The sequence below is a fragment of the Sorangium sp. So ce281 genome, from assembly GCF_051527395.1.
GTDB lineage: Bacteria > Myxococcota_A > Polyangia > Polyangiales > Polyangiaceae > Sorangium > Sorangium cellulosum_B.
In genome coordinates this window covers 1,946,643-1,961,808 of sequence record NZ_CP150322.1, presented here as the reverse complement: position 1 = coordinate 1,961,808, position 15,166 = coordinate 1,946,643, and the positions used below count along the sequence as shown (strand labels likewise).

Genomic DNA, 15,166 nt, shown 5'->3' with positions numbered 1-15,166 from the left:
AATACGCGCGCCCCCCGGCGGCGTTGAGGGCGCCATGCTTTCTCCGCTCCCCGGGTGTCTCTCGCGCCGCGCCCTGGCCTCGGCGCGTCCCCTGCTCTCCTGCGCGCTCCTCGCGATCGTGACGACAGCGAGCGCCTGCGCCACCGCGCCGCCGCCGCCGTCAGCTCCCCCGGCGGCGAGCGGCGGGGCGGCCCCGCCGGGCGCGAGCGCGCCAGGCGAATCCGCGCCGGCCGCGGCGCGGACCGAGATCGACGAGGGCGGGGCGGCGCTCCTCCGCGCGGAGGGCGTGGACGGCGCGTTCGTCCTGTTCGACGCCGCGCGAGGCGTCACCCGCGTCGTGAACCCCGACCGCGCGGCGGCGCGGTACGTGCCCGCCTCGACCTTCAAGATCCCGAACACGATCATCGGCCTGGAGACCGGGGTCATCCCGGACGAGCGCTTCACGCTGCGGTGGGACGGGACGCAGCGCAGCGTGCCCGACTGGAACCGCGATCACGATCTCGCGTCGGCGATGAAGCACTCGGTCGTCTGGTTCTACCAGGAGGTCGCGCGCCGGATCGGGCCCGAGCGCATGCAGGCGCACCTCGACGCGCTCGGCTACGGCAACCGCGACATCTCGGGGGGCATCGACCAGTTCTGGCTGAGCGGGGGGCTCCGCATCTCCCCGCACGAGCAGATCGATTTCCTGCGGCGGCTCCGCGCCGGCGCGCTCCCCTGCTCCGCGCGGAGCGTGGACATCGTGAAGCGGATCCTCGTGCTGGAGCAGACGCCGGCCTACACGCTGCGCGGCAAGACGGGGATGGAGATGGACGAGCGATCGAGCACCGGCTGGCTGGTCGGCTACGTCGAGCGCGGGGCAGACACCTACTTCTTCGCGACCGTGCTCCTCGGGGCAGGCAGCGACGGCGAGCGCATCATGCCGCTGCGCCGCAGCCTGACCCGCGCCCTGCTCAAGCGGCACGGCGCGCTCCCCGAGGACGCCTGACACCGGCGCCTCTCCCGGCGCCGGCGCCGCCCCCTACGCCGCCGGCGCCGCGCTCGCGGGCGACGGCGCCGCGCCCGGCGACGCCGTCGAGCGCGCCGCCCACGCGAACGCGGCGATCCGCTCGGCGAAGCGGCGCGGGTCGTCGACCTGCGGGCAGTGCCCGATGCCTTCTGGCTCCTCGATCTCCGCGTGCGGAGGGAGGTGCCGCCGGTAGTACTCGAGGTTGGCGCTCGGCATCAGGCGGTCCGAGCGGCCCCAGATCAGCAGGATCGGCATCGAGAGCGCGCCCAGCTGCTCGGGCGTGAACGCGTGGTCGCACCGGGCCGAGCGCCTGAAGGAGAGGATGGTCTCGCGCGAGAACGTCCGCACGACGTCGCCGGCGATGAGCGGGGTGAACCACGGGACGCGGTGGTAGAGGCGCGCGAAGAACGCGTGGGCATCGGCCCGCGACCGCAGGTTGAACACCGCGAGCAGCTCGGCGAGCTCGGCCTGCTCCATGCCGGCGCCGGCCGGCGACGCGAGCACCAGCGCGCGCACGCGGCCCGGCGAGCTCAGCGCGTAGCTCACCGCGACCGCGCCGCCGAGGGAGTTGCCGACGACGATCGCCGGCTCGTCGAGCTCGCGGTCGAGCAGCTCGTGCATGGCGGTGGCGAGGCACTCCGGCGTGAACGCCGACGCCGGCGCCGCGCTCCACCCGTGCCCCGGCGACTCCGCGGCGATGACGCGGCGGGCGCGCCGCCGGAGTCGCTGCAGCACCGGCGCGTACGGGAGCGCCGAGGAGCCGATGCCGTGGAGCAGGACCACCGTCGGGAGCGGGCCCGTGCCCGGAGCATCGTAGAGGTGCAGCCGGCAGACCGACGTGTCGACCCAGCGGCTCTGCACCCCGGACCTGTTCAGCGCCTTCCTGGCGAGGCGTTCGGCGAGCGGGAGGATGCCCATGCGCCGGGCATAGCAGATCGAAAGGGTCCCCGCGGGGGCGGAGGCGCTGGGGCGCGCGGGGCTGTCGAGCGATCGGCGGGCCTCGGACGAGGCGCGGCGGCGCGGTGGCGCGCCCGATTTCCGTTGAGCTCCATGGAGATCCGCGCCAGATCTCCCGCCGTGCGATCGCCTCTCCTCGCCGCCGCCGTCACCCTGGTCGCGTGCTCGCGCCCCGAGCCGCCGACGCTCAAGCCCGAGCTCGCGACGGTGACCGCCGTCACCGCCCAGGGCATCGATCTGCGGGTCCAGATCCAGGCGTACAACCCGAACAGCATCGATCTCTCGACGCGCTCGATGAAGGCGAGCGTGCTGCTCGACGGCAAGTACGACGTCGGCACGGTCACCGCGCTCACGCCGCTCGAGCTGCCCGCGAAGAAGTGGACGCGGATCGAGGCGCCGATCTCGGTGAAGTGGCAGGACCTCACGAGCATCGCCGCGCTGGCGACGCAGAGCCGCGGTATCCCGTACCAGGTGAGCGGCACCGTCGCGATCGGCGGAGAGACGCTCAACGTGGATGTGCCGTTCCGCCTCGCGGGGACGATCACGCACGAGCAGCTCGTCACGGCGATCGGCAACTCGCTCCCGGCCCTGCCCCTCCCCGGCCTGCGCTGAGGAGGGCCGCCGTGGCCTGCCCTGAGCGAGGCCCCGCGTGAGCCCCGAAGCCGCCTGATCGGACCGACCTCGCGTGAGCGGGCCTCACGTGAGCGGTCCGAAGCGCTTCTCGTACGCCGCAAGCTTCTCCGCGAGCGCCTGGGACCGCTCCTCCGCCGCTCGGGCCTGCTCCTCCGCCGCTCGGGCCTGCTCCTCCGCCGTCGGAAGCACGCGTCCCTCGGCGTCGAGCCACCGGAGCCATCTCCCTCTGCTGGCCAGGTACAAGCCATCCCGCACACCGAGGCGCAGACCGAGCTGCTGACTTGCCAGCTCACCCTCCGCGTTCAAGGCCATCGGCTCGTAGGCGCGAGAGGCCATGTCGAGCAGATATCCTTCCAGGGTGTTCTTCATCGGATCGAACAGAAAGTACTCCGGCACGCGCAGCACCTTCGCGTAGATGCGCATCTTCTCGCCGCGGTCGATCGCCTCCGTGCTCTCCGAGAGGAGCTCGATCACCACATCCGGCGTCCTGCCGTTCTCTTGCCACACGACCCAGGACTTCCTGTCTCGGCGTACCGTGTCGAGCACCACGAAGACGTCCGGCCCGCGGAAGTCGTTCTTCATGGTCTGGAGCTCGCTGAAATAGATCGCCATGTTGCCGCTGACGTAAACGTCGTCGCGATCCTTCCAGAAGAGGTCCAGCGACTCGATCAACAGCAGCATTTGTTTGCGGTGGCGATCGCTCTCCATGGGCTCACCGTCGTCGTGGGGGAGTTCGTCCTCTCCGGGCGGCGGGATCGGGACGAGCGAGGTCTCGCTGGCGTACGGCATGGGCTTCCTCGGCGCAATCTTACCAGGTTCCTGGGAGGCCGCAGCCGTGAAGGCGGACAGCGCGCGCGCGCGGCGGGCCGCAGCAGAGGAGCGCGCTCGGCTCGCGCGGCTCGCTCGGTTTACGCGGGTTACGCGGGACGACGCGCCGCCGTGCCGGGATCGTGACGAGGGCCCGGCCCGCCCTGCGGTCTCCAGCGTTGTCTCGAGCCCACAAAGCTTGCAGAATCGCGGCGGAGAAGACGCCCGTGCCCGTCCACGAGGAGCCCCCCGTTCGCGCGCGCCTGCGGTCATCGACGCGGCCGCTCCCTCCGCCGCGGCTGGGCGGTGGTCCTCGGGTGGATCGCGCTGCCCATCGCGGCGCTCGCGCTGGTCGTCGGGCTGCTCGCGTGGCTGCAAGGCAACTGAGGAGACCGGAGGAGTCATGTTCAGCGTGAAGGAAGTCGAAGGCGCGATTCCCACCATCGAGCTCGCCGACAGCGACGCCGCGAGCCGCGCGGTGCTGGCCCCGGCCCGCGGCGGCATCCTGACCGAGCTGACCGTCGGCGGCCGCGCGCTGCTCTACCTCGATCGCGGCACGCTCGACGATCGCACCGCCAACGTGCGCGGCGGCAACCCGGTGCTCTTCCCCTCGCCCGGCAAGCTCGCCGGCGACGCCTGGTCCGCCGCCGGCGCGGCGGGCCAGATGCGCCAGCACGGCTTCGCCCGCACCCTGCCGTGGTCGCTCGACGACCATGGCGCCCTCGAGTCGGGCGGCGCGTACGCGCGCCTCGTCCTCCGGTCGAGCGAGGCGACGCGCGCGCAGTACCCCTGGGATTTCCGCGCCGAGCTCACCTACACGCTGCGCGGCAGGGCGCTCCGCATCGATCTGCGCGTCACCAGCGAGGCCGGCGACGGCGCGCCGCCGATGCCGTTCGGCGCCGGGTTTCACCCCTACTTCGCCGTCTCCCAGGCGGACAAGGCCCGCGCCTCGATCGAGACGCGGGCGACGCGCGCGTTCGACAACACCACGAAGCGGGAAGCGCCGTTCTCCGGCTTCGACCTGACCCGGCCCGAGGTCGACCTCCACCTGCTCGACCACGGCTCCACCGAGAGCGCGCTCTCGATCGAGGGCGCCCCGGGGGTGCGCATCGCCGTCCGCGGCTCGCCCGAGTTCACCCACTGGGTCGTGTGGACCTTGCAGGGCAAGGACTTCGTGTGCCTCGAGCCCTGGACCTGCCCCGGCAACGCCCTCAACACCGGAGAGCGCCTCATCCACCTCCGGCCGCGCGAGACTCGGGCGCTCTGGATCGAGCTCTCCGCCTGAAGCGACGACGGCCGCGCGCGCGACGCGCTGGAGAGCCCGAGGAGCCGCGCCGCGTCGGCGGCGACGCGCGGCTTCTCGGTTGACTGCCGGCCGGAAAACGCGTCGAATCCCGCCATGACTTCTACCGATCTCCTTACCGCACGTCGATCCCTGGTCGCCCCCGCCCGAGCGCTCCTCGCGCGGCGACCTCGCCGCTCGCTCTCCACCCTGGCCGCAGCCGCGCTGGCGACGACGCTCACCGCGGGCGCCTCCGCGGCGCCGGTCTGGACCGGAGACTTCGAGACGGGCAATCTGAACCAGTGGAACACGACCCTGAACGGCGAGCACATCTCCGTGGTGACGTCGCCTGTCCTCCAGGGCACGAGGGCCGGGAAGGTCCAGCTCACCAACGACGCGAGGTGGTCGAACGGCATCAAGCGCGTCGAGCTGAACCACAAGCCGGCCGCCGCGCGCACGGCCGAGGGCGCCCAGACCTACTTCGCCTGGAGCTTCTATCTCCCCGAGGCGCTCGCGGCCGACCCGCCGACGCAGATCGGATACTGGGAGTCCGAAAATAGCTATAGCCAGATGATGTCGTTCGAGGTCGTCGGACAGCACATCAGCTTCGCCACCCGCAAGCCCGACAACAAGGTGCACTGGGAGGCGGACGGCGCGGTGACGCCCGGCGTGTGGCACCGCATCGCGCTGCACATCCGGTGGTCGACGAACCCGAACCAGGGCTCCGTCGACGTGTGGTTCGACGGCGAGCAGGTCGTCACCGGCGGGAAGGCGCAGACGCTCGCCGACAACAACGCGCACTTCACGCAGATCGGCCTGCTGCGCAACCCGTCCGAGTTCACGGACAGCCCCGTCATCGTCCTCGATGACGCCGTGGAGGGGGACACCATCGAGGACGTCCGCCCCGCGCTGCCCTCCTCCGGGGAAGGCGGCGCCGGTGGCGCGGGCGGCTCCGGCGGCGCGGGCGGCGCCGGCGGCGCGGACGGCTCCGGCGGGAGCGGGAGCACCGGGACCGCCGGCGGCGGCGCCACAGGCGGCAGCGACGGCGCGGGCGGCGACGTGGCGCCCGGCCCCAGCGCCTCGAGCTCCTCCTCCGCCGCTTCCGGCGCCGGCTCCACCGGCGCGGGGACCGGCGGCACCGACGAGGTGGAGGTGGCCGAGGGCGACGACGGCGGCTGCAGCTGCCGCGCCGCCGGCTCGCCCGCGGCCCCCGCGCCCATGGCCCTCGCCGGCCTCGGCCTCATCGCGGCGCTCGCGTCCGCGCGGCGTCGCCAGCGGCGCTGAGCCGTCGCGAGCGGCGCGAGCCGCAGCGCCCCGGGCGGGCCGGAGCCGCGCCGAACACATGGCGAGCGCAGCTCTTAAACAAAATTGATTTTCGGATCAATTTTCATCACATCGACATTGACAATATTGACCTCGGTGAGGACAATCCACTCATCCCGTGGCAAGATTTGTCGTCCGATGCCCTAGCTGTGACGGGGAGCTGCGCGCGACGCGGCTCGGCTGCCAGAGCTGCGGAACCAACCTGGACGGTCAGTTCGAGATCCCCGCGCTGCTCCAGCTGTCGCCGGACGATCTCGCCTTCGTGACCGCGTTCGTGCGCTCTTCAGGCAGCCTGAAGGCGATGGCTCAGGTCCTTCAGATCAGCTACCCGACGGTGCGAAATCGCCTCGACGAGATCATTGGCCGGCTCGACGCGCTGGAGCAGGGCGTCGCGCGGCGCCGGCACGAGATCCTGGACGCGCTCGAGAAGGGGAGGCTCTCCGCGAAGGAGGCCGAGGAGGCTCTGCGCAAGGTGGGATTATGATGATGACCACGCCCGACGAGAGAGTGCGCGCGCTCGTGCGCGACAACGTCATCAAGCCCGCGGAAGGCGAGCGGCTGCTCGCCACGATGTCGCCGCGGCCTCCCGTGCGCGGATGGCGGCTCGCGCTGAATCCATTCGAGCGCTTCGGCGGGGGGCTCGCCGCCGCGGCGGGGCTCGCCGTCGCCGCGCTGAGCGTCGCCGTCACGAGGCTCGGCGTTCGCTTCGACGGCTTCCTCGACGTGCACGCGACGCCCGCCGTCATCCCGTACCGGACGGCGCTCCTCGAGCAGGTCGTCGCGTGGCCGTTGCCCGCCCTGCTCTTCTGGACGTATGCGCGGCTCCTGCGGCGCCGCGTGCGGCTCATCGACTTTCTCGGTGTGATCGGGCTGTCGCGCGCGCCGCTCGCGCTCGCCGCCGTCGCGCTCGGCCTGCTCGCCCCGCGGCTGCCGGTGGGCGCGCCCGCGTTCACCCCCGAGCTGGCCGTCATCGCCGTCCTCGGAACGGTGTGCCTCGTGTGGTCCTTGACGCTCCTCGTCCGGGGCTTCAGGAACGCCTCTGGCCTGCGGGGCGCGCCTCTGATCGCGGGGCTCATCGGCCTCTCGCTCCTGTCGGAGATCCTCTCGAAGGTCGCGCTCGCGCACCTCGGCTGAGCCATCGATCTCCCCGGCGCGCCGCCCGGCTCGCGCGGCGCGCTCTGCGGTGCTCGCGCGACCGCGAGGGCGCACCGGTGCGCCCTGGGCGGCGCTGCATCTCTCTCTCATGCTCGGAGGCCTCGTCATGTCATTGCGATCGGTTCTCGTGGTCCCGGCGCGCCGCGCCGCGCTCGCCGTCTCGTGTGCAGCCGCGCTCGCGTCGTCGCCCCTCTGCGCGGGCTGCGGCGCCGGAGAACGCGCGTCGTCCGCCGGCGGGAGCGGCGCGCCCCCTGACGACACGGACGTGCCTGACACGGAGACGCCGGCAACGCCGGACGTGCCGGAGTGTCCGGCGGCGTCCAGCGCCAGGACCACCGTCGAGAACGCGCGAGGCACGCTGGTTGGAACGCTGGTGGTGCCGGCCGGGTGCGGGCCGTTCCCTGCGGTCGTGATCATCCCCGGCTCGGGGCCGACCGACCGGGACGGCAATCAGGTCGCCGCGGGCGTCGAGCCGGACACGTACAGGCTCCTCGCGGAAGGGCTCCGGGACAGGGGCATCGCGTCGATTCGCTACGACAAGGCCGGCATCGGCGCGAGCGTCTCCGCGGCCCCCCGGACGGAGCAGGAGCTGCTCTTCGAGATGGGCGCCGACGACGCCGGCCTGTGGGTGAAGAAGCTCCGGGCGGACGGGCGCTTCGCGAAGATCACGGTGGTGGGGCACAGCGAGGGCTCGCTGCTCGGTATGCTGGTCGCCCGGGAGACCGAGATCGACGGGTTCGTCTCGATCGCCGGCGCGGGCCGGCCCATCGGCGATGTCCTGCGCGATCAGCTCGCAGGCCTCTCGGACGAGGATCGCGAGAGGGCAAACGCGATCCTCGACCAGCTCGAGGCCGGGGAGCTCGTCACGGACATCCCGCAAAGCCAGCTGTTCATGAGCCTGTTTCGGCCGGGCGTGCAGCCGTTCGTCATCTCCTGGATGAAGCACGACCCCGCGGCGGAGCTCGCGGCCGTGACGGCGCCGATCCTCCTCCTGCAGGGGACGACCGATCTCCAGACCAAGGTCGAGGACGCGGAGCGGCTCGCCGGCGCGCGGCCGGACGCGACGCTCGTCATCGTCGAGGGGATGAGCCACACGCTCAAGGAGGCGACGCTGTCGAACGCGTCGCAGGCCGACGCGTACACCGATCCGAGCCTGCCTGTCGTGCCGCGCGTGTTCGAGGCGATCGAGGCGCTGATCCGGGAGGAGTGACGCAGGCCCCGAGGCAGCGCTAGGGGACCGGCGCCGCTGCGGCGATGATCGCCTTGACCTCCCGCAGCATCTCGGTCGTCTCGGCGCGCTGCGCCCCCTCGGCGAAATACGCCGACAGCTTCTCCGAGCCCGCCCGGATCGCGTCGCTCTCCTCGCGCACCACGACGCGGAAGATCGGCCGCTCGGCGGCGCCCGCGAGGTCGACGCTGCCGTCGGTGGGCAGCGCGTCGCTCCGGTAGATCGCGAGCCGCTCGTCCCGGAACAGCTCTCGAAGACCCGAGATCTGCTCGGCGCTGAGCTTTCCGCGGAGCGCCGTCGTCCCCCGGTGCCCCTCGAACGTGCCGCTCAGCTCGATCCAGACGACGGTCTCCTCGCCTGCGCCGCGGTTCACCTCGAGCTGCGCCCAGGGCGCCGGCGGGATGTCCGAGCCGGGGTGCCCGGCGCACCCCGCGAGGCACAGCGCGCCCCACAGGAGGCCGCCGAGCACCGCCCTCCTAACACGTGATGATCTTGCTGCCATTGCTCGTGATGTTGAAGCAGGGGTTGACGTCGAACATCGTGTTCAGGATCCGGTTCGCCTCGTCCCTCGCGAAGGCCTTCATCGTCGACGAGCTGTGCTGGGCGTCGGCCTCGAAAGCGTACCACCACAGCCACAGGACCTGGTAGCCGGCCGCGCCCCGCCCGCTGGGCGACCCGATCCCGGAGCACCCGTCCAGGTACTTCTCGTCGCACGACGCGCTCTTCGCAGGGCACTTGTTGCTGCCGTCGTTGCCGCTGTGGCCGCACCAGTCCGCGTGCCGCGCCTCGTGGATCAGCGTCCCGGCGCGCTCCACGACGTTCTCGTTGTAGAAGAACGGGATGTAGAGCTCCGTATAGTCGTCGAACCCGCCCCAGGTCGTGTACGCCCGCTTCGACCCATCCCCGCATCGCGCGTCGAGCTCGTCGAACTCACGGATCGTGTAATTGCCGCCCCAGCGCAGGATGTTGCCGTTGAAGTCGTTCGTCTTGAGCGCCTCGTTCGGCGACGCATAGTTGAGGAGCTGGATCGCCTGGAACGTGCGCGCCAGCGGCCGCCTCCGGTCGCACGCGGCCTCCCAGCCGAAGCCGTCGTCCCAGTCCCCCTTGTCGAAGTCGTACGCATCCCAGTAGAAGTCGATCCACGGCTGCGTGCACCAGAAGCTCGTCATCACCCCGGGATCGGTCCCCCGCACGGTGTCGCAGGTGTCGGCGCGGGCCTCGGAGGCGACGCCGAGGAGCAAACAAGACGCAAGAACGGCGCTGATCGTGCTTTTCATGATCGATCCCTCAACGAGCGATGACAGGCGTGTCGGTCCGAGGAGCCACCTTGAACAACCGCGATCCGGGCTTCTCCGGCTGCGCCGGTCGACCGTTGTTCGGGTTGTAATCCTTGACGTCGGCGACGTCCTCCGCGAGCGCCTTGCGCGCGTCGATCAGCTGGATCCCGCCGACGTCGATCCCGAGGGCGTAGAGGCTCGCCGCCGCCGGGTTGCGCAGGAGGTCGCCTGCGGAGAAGATGGCCTTCAGCTCCGCCGCGGCGCCGAGCGCCTCGAGCCCGGCGATCGCGCGCAGGCGAACGCGGTATTCATCCGCGAAGAGCTGCTCGTCGGCCTCGGGGTCGGGGAGCTTCGTCGTGGCGATCTCGTTCAGCGGCTTGATGCCGTCGCGCGAGCCGAGCAGGCCGAGGAGGTGAGCCGCCCGCCAGCGCATCTCGCCAGGCCTCGCCGGTTCGGCCTTGTCCGGCGGGACGGAGACCGACCACGCCTTGTAGACCTCGGCGACCACGGGGACGGCCGCCGGGCCGATGGCCACGAGCTCCCGGAGCGCCCGCGTGAACTCCTCCTCGTTCCCGAACTCGCCCATCAGCGAGAGCTGCCTGTTCACCATCGCCAGGATGCACTCCTTGCTGCACTCGACGGCCTGCGACTCGACCGCCGTTTCCTCCGGCGCGTCCGTCTCGGCGGGCACGGCGCAGCCCGCGGCCGCGCCGATGAGAATGAAGATCATCGTTGTTTTGATGGAGACCGACGACATGGTTCACCTCGGGTTCGGTTCGTGTCGGGGCGCTCTCGCCCCCTCGACGGGTCGCGCGGCCGCAGCGCCTCCGCGCCGGCAGGCCCGCGCGCTCGTCTCACGCGAGCGGGATATCGATGCTGGGCAGGCGCTCTTCCCACCCCTCGACGTCATGGTGGGAATCGGCTGACCGACCGTGCGACCGACGGAACAACGGATTAACGTAATTGCAATCGTCAGGCCATGCGCTGAAGGCACGGCTGGGCGGCCCGGCGCGGCGCCGCCGGAGGCCGCGCGCTGGGCGGAATATCCCCGAGTTCGCAGCGCTCGTGCGTGGAGCGAGCGCCGGCTTCGCATGATTCCCGGGCGCCTGCTGGAAAGGTCCGGGCCCCGCTCGGAGGTCATGCGCTGGAGGCCGGGGCCTCCAGGTGTGGAGGCTGGCCCCTCCAGCGCGACGCGCCGGGGCCCTTCATGGCCGGCTCTGGCGCGGCCCCGCCATTTCGGTCCTCCCGTCGACGAGGCGTGCTAGAAGGCGACGACCATGAGCAGGCTCTCCGAACGTGCGTTTGCCGAGATGGTCGAGGCGGGGTGCCCCGCGTGCGGGGGACAGAAGCTCAACCTGCGTTCGTATGTCGACGGGCTCGTGCCGCTCATGGAGGGCGAGCCCGTCGGGCCGGTGAAGTGGGTCTACAAGGGCGAGATGTTCGTCGACGGGCTGTACGAGATCACGTGCGGCGCGTGCCAGCACCTCGTGTTCACGGACGACCGCTGCCCGCGGTGCCACGCTGAAGGCGGCCTCGCGCGCGGGCTCACGACGACCAACGCGTACGCGGTGCCGGAGCGGTGCTCGCGGTGCGAGCACATCGAGGTGCGTTATATCGCGTTCGTGCCGATGCGCGTGAAATACGAGGGAAAGCGCGCGGACAGGGCCCAGACGAGCGTCGAGCTGCACGACCCCGGCTTCCACGGCTATCGCGTCGACTGCAAGGATTGCGGCAAGATCGCCGAGCGCGCGGACGCGTGCCCGATCTGCGAGAGCCCGGCGCCGGTCCGGGCGCGCTTCAGCTGATCGTCAGGCGTGGCTCGCGATGAAGCTGGCGGTCGCCTCGGGCGATGAGAGGATCGCCCACTGGCGATCCGGGTACGAGAAGTTCGTGGTGAACGCGTCGGCCACCTTCTGGCTGCGCGCGGCCGCGACGAGGAGGGCCAGCGCGTGGTCCGGCGGCGGCAGGAGGAAGGCGTTCGTCCACTCCGTGGCCGCCCGGAGCCCGTTCCAGAGGCGATCCTCCAGGTCCGCGCAGAACGCCTCGTCGAACGCGGCGCCGGCGGCCGCCTGCCCGGCGATCTGCTCGGCGGCGAGCGACGCCGCGAGCGTGGCCATGTTCGCGCCCTGGCCCGTGATCGGATCGTGGGTGATGTGGAGATCGCCCAGCGCGAGCGCGAACCTCTCGCCGCCGAGGGGCACGTACGCGCGGCGCACCACCGGCGTCACGGCGCCCGTCAGGTAGTCGCGCGGGCCGGCCACGCCGAAGCTCGCCCGATCGACGCGCTCGGCCGTGAGCGGCGCGTGCGCGAGCACCGCGTCGAGCAGCGCCGCGTCGAACCGCGCCGGATCGTCCTCGTAGCGCATCCGCGTGATCGGCTCGAGCGCGCCGCCGGGGATCGCCTCGATGAGCAGCGAGGGCACGATCCCGCCGAGCGTGATGTACTGGTTCTCGAAGATCTCGCCGTGCCCCGGGGAGAGCTGGAACATGAACTCCATGGGCCCGGGCGGCATGCGGAGCCCGCGGACGATGCCCGCGAAGAGCCGCCGCATCGGCGCGGCGTGCGGGCTTCGCTCGGGGACCCTCGGGAAGAGGTCCGTGAGGCCCGCCCGGCCCGTGGCGACGACCACGAGGTCGTGCGCCGCGGCGAGGCCGCGGACGCCGGCCGCGTCGAGCGAGGCCCTCACCACGCGGCCGCCCCGCGCGACGAAGTCCTCGAGCAGCTGGGGCAGATAGACCCGCATGTCGATGAAGAGCGCTTGATCCGCGAGGCGGCCGACGAAGTCGATCGGCGGCGCGGCCGCCACGCGGATCCGGATGGTCCTCGTGGCATGCTCGGGCCCCTCCCAGTGCGCGACGCCGAGCGCCCGCTGGCGCTCCCGGGTCAGCAGGGAGAGCCCGACGGTGCTGGGCAGGCGCCCCGTCCGGATCTCGTCCGGCGTGCGCTCCTCGTAGAGGCTCACGTCGAGGCCCTCCTTCTGGAGGTGCAGCGCGAGATGCAGGCCGGCCACGCCGGCGCCGACGATCGCAATGGTGGGCATCCTTGTCCTCATCTCCTCTCAGCTGTGCGTGCGAGCTTCACGGCATGTGAGGTCCGCCGGGCTCTCGGCGCCCCCGACCACGGCGACGTCACGGGAGCGGATCGCGGCGGCGAAGGCCCCTCTCGCGGCAGCTCCGTCCGGCGGATCCATTGTCGCTACCGTCACCCCTCCGTGGCTCCGACCAGCGTAGTGGAAGAACGAGAACGAGTCGTGGCTTCCGTGGCGAAGTACGAGGGCGAGTCGCGGCTTCCGTGGCGGAAGTACGAGGAAGTACGAGGACGAATCGCGGCTTCGAACGAAGCACCGCGGCTGGCTTCAGCGCGCGTCGACAGGCTTCACCCCAGGTCCCCCGCCGCCGGCAGGTACGCAGCGCCCAGCGTCACGCCCTGCGCCGCGCGGATGGCGCGCACCACCGCCAGCGTGCAGACCTCGGCCGCCATGACGCACAGAGTCATCATGCCGAGCGTCGCGCCGGACGCGCCCGTACCCAGCGCGAAGAGGGCGTCGCCGTCGGAGAGCGTGTGCAGCGGGTTGATCTCGCGCGCCAGGCCGTCGTGCCCCACAGTGGCGAGGCGGCAGGCCCGGCTCTTGGTGAGCACGGCGTCCGTGGCGATCACGCCGATGGTGGTGTTGCTGCCCGCGAGCATGGGCCTCTGCGTGTCGCCCCGCAGCAGCGCGCGCCGCGTGTCCAGCAGGCCGAAGTCATCCTCGGGTCGTGATTCGCCCGCTGGCTGTGGGGTTGAGAACAGCCGCGAGACGAACCGCTCGTCAGTCGTCGTTCGCGGACGAGAAAGGCATGACGGGCGCGGATTCCTCGATCTCTCGCCTGGGCGGGCTCTTGACGGAAAGCTGGCTGTCGATGAGGACGGCTCGACGCGGGCGCGGCGCGCTGACCTGAGCTTTGCAAAGCTCCTCGACGACGCGGCCGCGCAGCGCATCGTTCACTTCCTTGTTCTTGCCGGGTGGCACGCGCGCGCTGATACGGAGGACGATCGATCCCTCGTTGAGCTCCTCCACGCCGACGTCCACCTGCCCCGGAGCGCCCGTCTGCAGCTCGACCTCCTTTTCGGCGACCCTCGCGAGGAGCTCACGCACCCGCTGCACGTCCTCCTCGTAAGGCACGTGCACGTCGACCACCGCGTTCACGTAGGATCGCGAATGGTTCGCGACCTTGCGCACCTCGCCGTTCGGGATCGAATGGAGCACGCCGATCTCGTCGCGGATCTTCGTGATACGAACGCCGATCTCCTCCACGCGCCCCTGGATGCCGCCGATCTCCACGAGATCCCCGACGAGGAGCAGGTTCTCGAAGAGGATGAAGAAGCCGGCCACGATATCCCCCACGAACGTCTGCGCGCCGAAGCCGATGGCCACGCCGATGACGCCGGCGCCGGCGAGCAGCGGCGTGGGATCGACGGACGCCTCGCGCAGGCCCAGCACGAGAGCCGAGAAGTAAATCGCGTACCGCACGAAGCCCATGGCCACGGGGACCAGGGTTCTTCGTTGCTGGAGCGTCTGGGGGTTCTCCTCCGCCACCTTCCCGAGGAAGAGGTCGTTGATGAGGAGCACGAAGATCTCGACGAGGACCCGGCTCGCATAGACGATCGCGATGATCCGGAGCCCGACCCGCCCCGCCTGCGAGAGCCACGTGTCGGGCGTGAGCGCGTCCGCGACCCACGTCGCCGCCGTGATGTACACGCAATAATCGACGACGCGCTTCGTGATCCCGAACAGGTGCGACAGGTTCCCGAGGTACCTGAGCGGGCTCTCGAGGCGGGCGAGCCTCGTGGAGTTGTCGAAGAGGACGTCGAGGAGGAGGTATCCGATCCCCGTCGCGAGGCGGCTCACGTAAAACGCGCCCAGCGTGTAGCTGGCGAGCAATACGGCGCGCTGGGTCCCCGGCGCGAGCGCGAGCTTCTCGGCGAGGAGGACCGCGGCGGCGCCGAGGACGACCACGCGGAGCGCCTTGCGCAGGCGTATCGTGACCTCTGTGACCGGCTCGCGCCGCTTCTCCAGCCCGTCCGAGCGCGCGACCGCCTTTCCCAGCGCGTCGGCGAGCCCCCGGGCGAGGGCGTCGACGAAGAGCGCGCCGACGGCGATGCCGAGCGCGGTGAGCCACCGCATCCTGGCGAGCGCGGGATCGTCTCCGGCGAGCCCGACGAGCGCGCTCTTCACCACGTCGAGGGCGCGAATTCCGCGGACCACGGCGAACGCCGCGCCGCCCATGAGCACGGCCCCGACGAGCGCGACCCAGACGAGCGCGCGGCGACGGACGCGACGCCGGAACGACCTGCGCTCGTCGGCCGTGACGTGCTCCAGCGTCGGCGAGCGCAGGACGAAGGCGTAGCCCCGATGGATCAGCCTGACCACGAGCTCCGAGAGGAGCAGGAGCACCACGATCGCGATGCACAGCGCGACGAGGTTGTGGAGGAGCAGGTCGAGATGCAGAGTCATCGA

At 71.4% G+C, this 15,166-nt stretch carries 16 protein-coding genes; 8 read left to right on the top strand and 8 right to left on the bottom strand.

Annotated features, from left to right (window positions below):
* Positions 1-34 precede the first annotated feature (34 nt).
* A complete protein-coding gene (gene blaOXA / locus WMF27_RS07425) occupies positions 35-985 on the top strand; it encodes a class D beta-lactamase (protein ID WP_437769616.1) in 951 nt (316 codons plus the stop codon).
* A 33-nt stretch (positions 986-1,018) separates the two neighbouring features.
* Here the strand turns inward: blaOXA and WMF27_RS07420 are convergent, their stop codons facing one another.
* Positions 1,019-1,924, bottom strand: coding sequence for an alpha/beta fold hydrolase (locus WMF27_RS07420; RefSeq protein ID WP_437769617.1), 906 nt, complete (start codon positions 1,922-1,924; stop codon positions 1,019-1,021).
* A gap of 159 nt (positions 1,925-2,083) precedes the next feature.
* Here WMF27_RS07420 and WMF27_RS07415 point away from each other — a divergent pair, with 159 nt between their 5' ends.
* Positions 2,084-2,575 (top strand): LEA type 2 family protein, encoded by a 492-nt coding sequence (locus tag WMF27_RS07415; RefSeq protein ID WP_437769618.1) that lies wholly within the window; start codon positions 2,084-2,086, stop codon positions 2,573-2,575.
* Between the two features lie 84 nt (positions 2,576-2,659).
* On the opposite strand, the gene WMF27_RS07410 is transcribed toward WMF27_RS07415, so the two are convergent.
* A complete protein-coding gene (locus WMF27_RS07410; protein WP_437769619.1) occupies positions 2,660-3,385 on the bottom strand; it encodes a Uma2 family endonuclease in 726 nt (241 codons plus the stop codon).
* Between the two features lie 421 nt (positions 3,386-3,806).
* Here WMF27_RS07410 and WMF27_RS07405 point away from each other — a divergent pair, with 421 nt between their 5' ends.
* From WMF27_RS07405 to WMF27_RS07385, 5 genes are all read left to right on the top strand, one after another.
* Positions 3,807-4,688 (top strand): galactose mutarotase, encoded by an 882-nt coding sequence (locus WMF27_RS07405; RefSeq protein ID WP_437769620.1) that lies wholly within the window; start codon positions 3,807-3,809, stop codon positions 4,686-4,688.
* Between the two features lie 114 nt (positions 4,689-4,802).
* Positions 4,803-5,969, top strand: coding sequence for a polysaccharide lyase (locus WMF27_RS07400; RefSeq protein WP_437944029.1), 1,167 nt, complete (start codon positions 4,803-4,805; stop codon positions 5,967-5,969).
* A gap of 157 nt (positions 5,970-6,126) precedes the next feature.
* Positions 6,127-6,492 carry a DUF2089 domain-containing protein gene (locus WMF27_RS07395; RefSeq protein ID WP_272101125.1) on the top strand — a complete coding sequence of 122 codons (366 nt, stop codon included), beginning with the start codon at positions 6,127-6,129 and terminating at the stop codon, positions 6,490-6,492.
* Complete coding sequence (locus WMF27_RS07390; RefSeq protein ID WP_437944028.1) at positions 6,489-7,142, top strand: YIP1 family protein; 654 nt, start codon at positions 6,489-6,491, stop codon at positions 7,140-7,142. The genes WMF27_RS07395 and WMF27_RS07390 overlap by 4 nt, the downstream gene beginning before the upstream one ends.
* Before the next feature lie 127 nt (positions 7,143-7,269).
* The gene (locus WMF27_RS07385; RefSeq protein WP_437944027.1) at positions 7,270-8,373 is read left to right on the top strand and encodes an alpha/beta hydrolase; all 1,104 of its coding nucleotides are present in this window, start codon (positions 7,270-7,272) and stop codon (positions 8,371-8,373) included.
* Positions 8,374-8,392: 19 nt separating this feature from the next.
* Here the strand turns inward: WMF27_RS07385 and WMF27_RS07380 are convergent, their stop codons facing one another.
* From WMF27_RS07380 to WMF27_RS07370, 3 genes are read right to left on the bottom strand one after another with little or no spacing between them, the layout of a single operon-like run.
* Complete coding sequence (locus tag WMF27_RS07380) at positions 8,393-8,860, bottom strand: hypothetical protein (protein ID WP_437944026.1); 468 nt, start codon at positions 8,858-8,860, stop codon at positions 8,393-8,395.
* 7 nt (positions 8,861-8,867) lie between these two features.
* A complete protein-coding gene (locus WMF27_RS07375) occupies positions 8,868-9,668 on the bottom strand; it encodes a hypothetical protein (protein ID WP_437944025.1) in 801 nt (266 codons plus the stop codon).
* Between the two features lie 10 nt (positions 9,669-9,678).
* Positions 9,679-10,425 (bottom strand): hypothetical protein, encoded by a 747-nt coding sequence (locus tag WMF27_RS07370; protein ID WP_437944024.1) that lies wholly within the window; start codon positions 10,423-10,425, stop codon positions 9,679-9,681.
* Between the two features lie 520 nt (positions 10,426-10,945).
* Between WMF27_RS07370 and WMF27_RS07365 the strand changes: the two genes are divergently transcribed.
* Positions 10,946-11,473 (top strand): hypothetical protein, encoded by a 528-nt coding sequence (locus WMF27_RS07365; RefSeq protein WP_437769627.1) that lies wholly within the window; start codon positions 10,946-10,948, stop codon positions 11,471-11,473.
* 3 nt (positions 11,474-11,476) lie between these two features.
* Here WMF27_RS07365 and WMF27_RS07360 read toward each other — a convergent pair whose 3' ends face one another.
* The 3 genes from WMF27_RS07360 to WMF27_RS07350 all read right to left on the bottom strand — a co-directional run bounded on the left by WMF27_RS07360 (position 11,477) and on the right by WMF27_RS07350 (position 15,163).
* The gene (locus tag WMF27_RS07360) at positions 11,477-12,709 is read right to left on the bottom strand and encodes a styrene monooxygenase/indole monooxygenase family protein (RefSeq protein ID WP_437769628.1); all 1,233 of its coding nucleotides are present in this window, start codon (positions 12,707-12,709) and stop codon (positions 11,477-11,479) included.
* Between the two features lie 335 nt (positions 12,710-13,044).
* The gene (locus WMF27_RS07355) at positions 13,045-13,380 is read right to left on the bottom strand and encodes a P1 family peptidase (protein WP_437944523.1); all 336 of its coding nucleotides are present in this window, start codon (positions 13,378-13,380) and stop codon (positions 13,045-13,047) included.
* Positions 13,381-13,477: 97 nt separating this feature from the next.
* Entirely contained in the window at positions 13,478-15,163 is a 1,686-nt protein-coding gene (locus WMF27_RS07350; protein ID WP_437769629.1) for a mechanosensitive ion channel family protein, read from the bottom strand.
* Positions 15,164-15,166 lie beyond the last annotated feature (3 nt).